Annotated in this window: 4 protein-coding genes; all 4 read right to left on the reverse strand. The window is 63.8% G+C overall.

The genetic code is table 11. From position 1 onward, the window contains the following. Window positions 1-111 precede the first annotated feature (111 nt). The 4 genes from panC to ACO6VM_RS15610 all read right to left on the reverse strand — a co-directional run bounded on the left by panC (window position 112) and on the right by ACO6VM_RS15610 (window position 3,899). Window positions 112-975, reverse strand: coding sequence for a pantoate--beta-alanine ligase (gene panC / locus ACO6VM_RS15595; protein WP_401060475.1), 864 nt, complete (start codon window positions 973-975; stop codon window positions 112-114). Then, window positions 972-1,772: a 3-methyl-2-oxobutanoate hydroxymethyltransferase gene (gene panB, locus ACO6VM_RS15600; RefSeq protein WP_401060477.1), complete on the reverse strand. Its 801-nt coding sequence runs from the start codon at window positions 1,770-1,772 to the stop codon at window positions 972-974. The genes panC and panB overlap by 4 nt, the downstream gene beginning before the upstream one ends. A gap of 250 nt (window positions 1,773-2,022) precedes the next feature. Continuing rightward, a complete protein-coding gene (gene folK / locus ACO6VM_RS15605) occupies window positions 2,023-2,502 on the reverse strand; it encodes a 2-amino-4-hydroxy-6-hydroxymethyldihydropteridine diphosphokinase (RefSeq protein ID WP_401060478.1) in 480 nt (159 codons plus the stop codon). Between the two features lie 2 nt (window positions 2,503-2,504). Next, window positions 2,505-3,899 (reverse strand): polynucleotide adenylyltransferase PcnB, encoded by a 1,395-nt coding sequence (locus ACO6VM_RS15610; RefSeq protein WP_401060480.1) that lies wholly within the window; start codon window positions 3,897-3,899, stop codon window positions 2,505-2,507. Window positions 3,900-4,661 lie beyond the last annotated feature (762 nt).

A 4,661-nucleotide genomic window follows, 5' to 3' on the forward strand; every position in this document is an offset into this window, starting at 1 on the left:
GCTTCTTTTTGTCCTCTCTCCCCCCTTCTTTTCCTCCCCCCCCCCCCCCCTCCCCCCCCCCCCCCCCCCCCCCCCCCCACGGAACCTCTAAATCAATTGGTTAAAGCTGGATCAGGCGGTCGTCGCTTCCAGGTGCAGGTACAGATTGTCGATCAGCCGGGTGTTACCCAAGTACGCCGCCACGATCACCACCAGGTCGCGGTCGTCGAGCTGCGCCGGGCGCAGGGTCAGCGCATGGCGCACTTCCAGGTAGTCCTTGCGAAAGCCTGCGGCATCCAGCTGTGCCTGACCATCGGCGATCAACGCCGCGAAGTCGCGCTGGCCACGGCTAATGGCCTCGGCCATGCCGCTGAGGGTGCGATACAGCGCTGGTGCACTGGCACGCTGCTCGGCGCTCAGGTAACCGTTGCGCGACGACAGCGCCAGGCCATCCTCGGCGCGCACGGTCGGCTCGCCAAGGATCTGGATCGGCATGTTCAGGTCGCGAACCATGGCGCGGATCACCGCCAGTTGCTGGAAGTCCTTCTCACCGAACACGGCAAGGTCGGGCTGGACCATGTTGAACAGCTTGCTGACTACGGTCGCCACGCCTTCGAAGTGCCCGGGGCGGCTGGCACCGCACAGGCCTTCGGACAACTGCGGCACGCTGACCCGGGTCTGCACGGCCATGCCATCGGGGTACATCTCCTCGACGGTGGGGGTGAACAGCAGGTGGCAGCCCGCTTCGAGCAGTTTTTCCTGGTCGGCGGCGAGGGTGCGGGGGTATTTGTCCAGGTCTTCGCCGGCACCGAACTGCAGCGGGTTGACGAAGATGCTGGCAACCACGAAGTCGGCGCGCTGGGCGGCCTTGGTCACCAGCGCGGCGTGGCCGCTGTGCAGGTTGCCCATGGTCGGCACGAACGCGATGCGCTTGCCCTCGCCACGGGCACGGGCCACGGCGGCACGCAGCTCAAGGACGGTCTTGACGGTATTCATGCGCTGAACCCATGTTCACTGGCGGGGAAACTGACGTCTTTCACGGCTTGCACATAGGCTTTGAACGCGCTGTCGATGTCCGCCTGGCCGGCCATGAAGTTCTTCACGAACTTCGGCACGCGGCCGCTCAGGGACAAACCGAGCATGTCGTGCATTACCAGCACCTGGCCGTCGGTGGCGCTACCGGCACCGATACCGATCACCGGAATGGCCACAGCCTGGGTGATCTCTGCGGCCAGCTCGCTGGGCACGCACTCGAGCAGCAGCATGGCGGCGCCGGCTTGCTCCAGGGCGATGGCATCGGCGCGCATCTGCCGTGCCTGGGCTTCCTGGCGGCCTTGGACCTTGTAGCCACCGAGCACGTTGACGGTCTGTGGCGTGAGGCCCATGTGCGCGCACACCGGCACGCCGCGTTCGGCCAGCAGGCGGATGGTCTCGGCCAGCCAGGCGGCGCCTTCGATCTTGACCATGTGGGCGCCGGCGCGCATCAACTGGGCGGCGTTGCTGAACGCCAGCTCAGGGGTGGCATGGGCCATGAAGGGCAGGTCGCTGAGGATCAGCGCGCCGTCGTTGCCGCGTTTGACGCAGGCGGTGTGGTAGGCCATGTCGTCGTTGCTGACGGGCAGGGTGCTGTCATGCCCTTGCAGGACCATTCCCAGGGAATCGCCCACCAGCAGTACTTCCACGCCGGCTTGGCTTGCGGCCTTGGCGAAGGTTGCGTCATAGCAGGTCAGCATGGTGATTTTTTCACCCTTGGCCTTCAGGCCATGCAGGGTGGTCAGGGTTACTTCAGGCATGTAGGGGCATCCTCGTTCAGGCGCTGTGAAAGACAACTGCGTACAACGCGTGTATTCATCAAGCGGAGCGGCACATCATCGTCTGTGATGTTCGGGCACAGGTCCGTCCGGGCCTAAATGGGTGATTGCGGCATAGTGGCGCCGCGGGACGCCTATAGTCGTGAGCGAGGTGGGGGAAGTCAATGACCCGTGTTACCGCATTGTTACGCGGTGGGTGTTACTGGCGTTACCGCCGTCTGAAACGCCCGGTTTACAGGCGTTCCAGGCCGACGAACGGGCAATCCTGAAGCAATTGCTGCAGGCTGCGGCCATCGGCGAGGCGGAAGTCGGCGTCGACCAGCTCGGCGAGCGGGTAGAGCACGAAGGGGCGGGCGTGCATGTGGTAATGCGGTACTTTCAGGCGCGGTACGTCGATGAGCTGGTCACCGAACAGCAGCACGTCCAGGTCGAGGGTGCGTGGCCCCCAGCGTTCCTGGCGGACCCGGCCCTGGTCGTTCTCGATGGCTTGCAGGGCGTCGAGCAGCTCAAGCGGCGCCAGCCGGGTATCGATGGCCGCCACGGCATTGGTGTAGCGCGGCTGGCCGGGCAGCAGCGAGTCGCTGGTGTACAGCGCCGAAGCCGCTGCCAGGCGTGTATCGGCCAGCACATCCAGCGCCTGCAGGGCGCTGCGCAGCTGCTCGGCGGGTTCGTCGAGGTTGCTGCCCAGGCCGATGTAAGCGCGGGTATTCATGCTCAGTCCCACGCCTGGTCGTCTTCACGCTTGCGTTTGCTGGGGCTGCGCTTGCGCTTGCGCGGGCCGGCGCCTGTGCTGGCACCGTCGTCGCGGTTGCCCAGTTCGCGAATCATGTCGCGGCGCTGGCTGTCATTGGCGTCCTGGTAGTCGGTCCACCATTGGCCCAGGCCATCGGTTTCTTCGCCTGCGCTTTCACGCAGCAGCAGGAAGTCGTAGCCGGCGCGGAAACGCGGGTTGTCGAGCAGCATGTCGGCGCGTTTGCCGCTGCGCCGTGGCAGGCGCTCCTGCATGTCCCAGATCTCGCGGATCGGCAGGGTGAAACGCTTGGGGATGGCAATGCGTTGGCATTGCTCGGCGATCAGGTCGTGGGCCGCGCCATTCATGGCCGGGATCGGCGGTACGCCTTGGCTCTGCAGGTGCAGCGCGCGGCCTGGCAGGGCTGGCCAGAGCAGGGCGGCGAAGAGGAACGCAGGCGTGACCGGCTTGCCCTGCTTGACGCGCAGGTCGGTGTTGGCCAGGGCCTGGCTGATCAGCGTGTGGGTGTAGGTCGGGCGCTCTTCCAGGGCATGGGCACTGGCAGGGAACAACGGCTCGAACAACTCCAGGTCGACCAGCATCTCGAAGGCCAACGCGCCCTGGCCGTTGAGGAACAGCTTGAGGGTTTCTTCGAACAAACGCGCCGGCGGGATCTCGCGCAGCAGCTTGGCCAACTGGCGGATCGGTTGCACGGTGTGCTTTTCGATGCCGAAGTTCAGTTTGGCGGCGAAGCGCACGGCGCGCAGCATGCGCACCGGGTCTTCCTGGTAGCGGTGCGTCGGGTCGCCGATCAGGCGCAGCAGGCGGTTGCGCACATCGTGCACGCCGTTGGCGTAATCGAGCACGCGCTCGTTGACCGGGTCGTAGTACAGGGCGTTGATGGTGAAGTCGCGGCGCTGCGCGTCTTCCTCAAGGGTGCCGTACACGTTGTCACGCAGGATGCGGCCGCTGGCATTGTGCGAGGAGCGGTGGCTGTCGGCCTGGTCCTCGTCCGAGTGCGGGGCACGGAAGGTGGCGACTTCGATGATCTCGCGACCGAAATGCACGTGAACCAGCTTGAAGCGCCGGCCAATGATACGGGCGTTGCGGAACTCGGCGCGCACCTGTTCGGGGGTGGCGCTGGTGGCGACGTCGAAGTCCTTGGGCGTGATGCCCAGCATCAGGTCGCGCACGCAGCCACCGACCAGGTAGGCCTGGTAGCCGGCCGCCTGCAGGCGCTCGACGATGCCCACGGCATGGCGGCTGAACTGGCTGCGCTGCAGCGAGTGCTGGCTCTTGTTGATCACTTCAGGCGTGGTGCGCCTGTGGTGCTGGCCGGGGACCGGCGGGCGGAACGACTGGAACAGCTTCTTCAGCATGGGATGCACTGTTTGAAGGAATGTTCGGCCAAGGATAGGAGAATGGCCGCATGATGGGCGGGGATTCTAGCATTTACTGGGGGAATGGTGTAGGCGGCGTGCCAAGGGGCGTGGCAGACACCCAGAAACGACAATGGGGAGCCGAAGCTCCCCACCAAGTCGTTGTGTGCTCTTATTGTTTTTTTGCTGGGCTTCTTGTTTTTGTTGAGTGCCCTGTTCACAAATCTCGAAGCTTGTGAACGACCCCTAAACCAGGGGTGAAGAGCAAACGGATTGCTTTGGTCGCCGAGTTGATGCTGATCTTTCGATCCAATCAGTTCAGGTGCTGCTTTTGAGTGCAGTTTTTGTTGTTCTCTGTCTGATCGTGGGGCAAGCCCCAAACACAGCTCCTCTCCAAAAGAATCAGTTAGCTGCGCCTCCGCCGTCTTGTTTTTATTGTGCGTGAGCCGTTTCGTCTTGTTCTTATTCTGAGTTGCAGTGCTTGTTATTGTTCTTGTACCAGACATATAGCAGATGCCGTGCCAACTTTTGAAAAGCCAATGAATCCGGGGGTTTCGTCGTTTTGGGCAGGCCTTGCAGGCGGGCGAATGTGGAAATTTCGTTACCTTAAGCCTCGGTGGCTGTTACGCCTGAAAGCCGAGGTAACAGATTTTTGCGCAAACTGATCTGTTACCGCGCTTCCCTCAAAAGCATCGCGGGGGGGGGGGGGGGGGGGGGGGGAAGTGGTGGGGGGGAGGGGGGGGGGAGGGGGGGGAGGGGGTG

Source organism: Pseudomonas sp. GZD-209 (assembly GCF_049310485.1).
In the GTDB taxonomy this organism is placed as follows: domain Bacteria; phylum Pseudomonadota; class Gammaproteobacteria; order Pseudomonadales; family Pseudomonadaceae; genus Aquipseudomonas; species Aquipseudomonas sichuanensis.

Coding starts and splice junctions, on each gene's coding strand:
- ACO6VM_RS15610 (WP_401060480.1), bottom strand. CDS start 3,899: ATGCTGAAGAAGCTGTTCCAGTCGTTCCGCCCGCCGGTCCCCGGCCAG.
- panC (WP_401060475.1), bottom strand. CDS start 975: ATGAATACCGTCAAGACCGTCCTTGAGCTGCGTGCCGCCGTGGCCCGT.
- folK (WP_401060478.1), bottom strand. CDS start 2,502: ATGAATACCCGCGCTTACATCGGCCTGGGCAGCAACCTCGACGAACCC.
- panB (WP_401060477.1), bottom strand. CDS start 1,772: ATGCCTGAAGTAACCCTGACCACCCTGCATGGCCTGAAGGCCAAGGGT.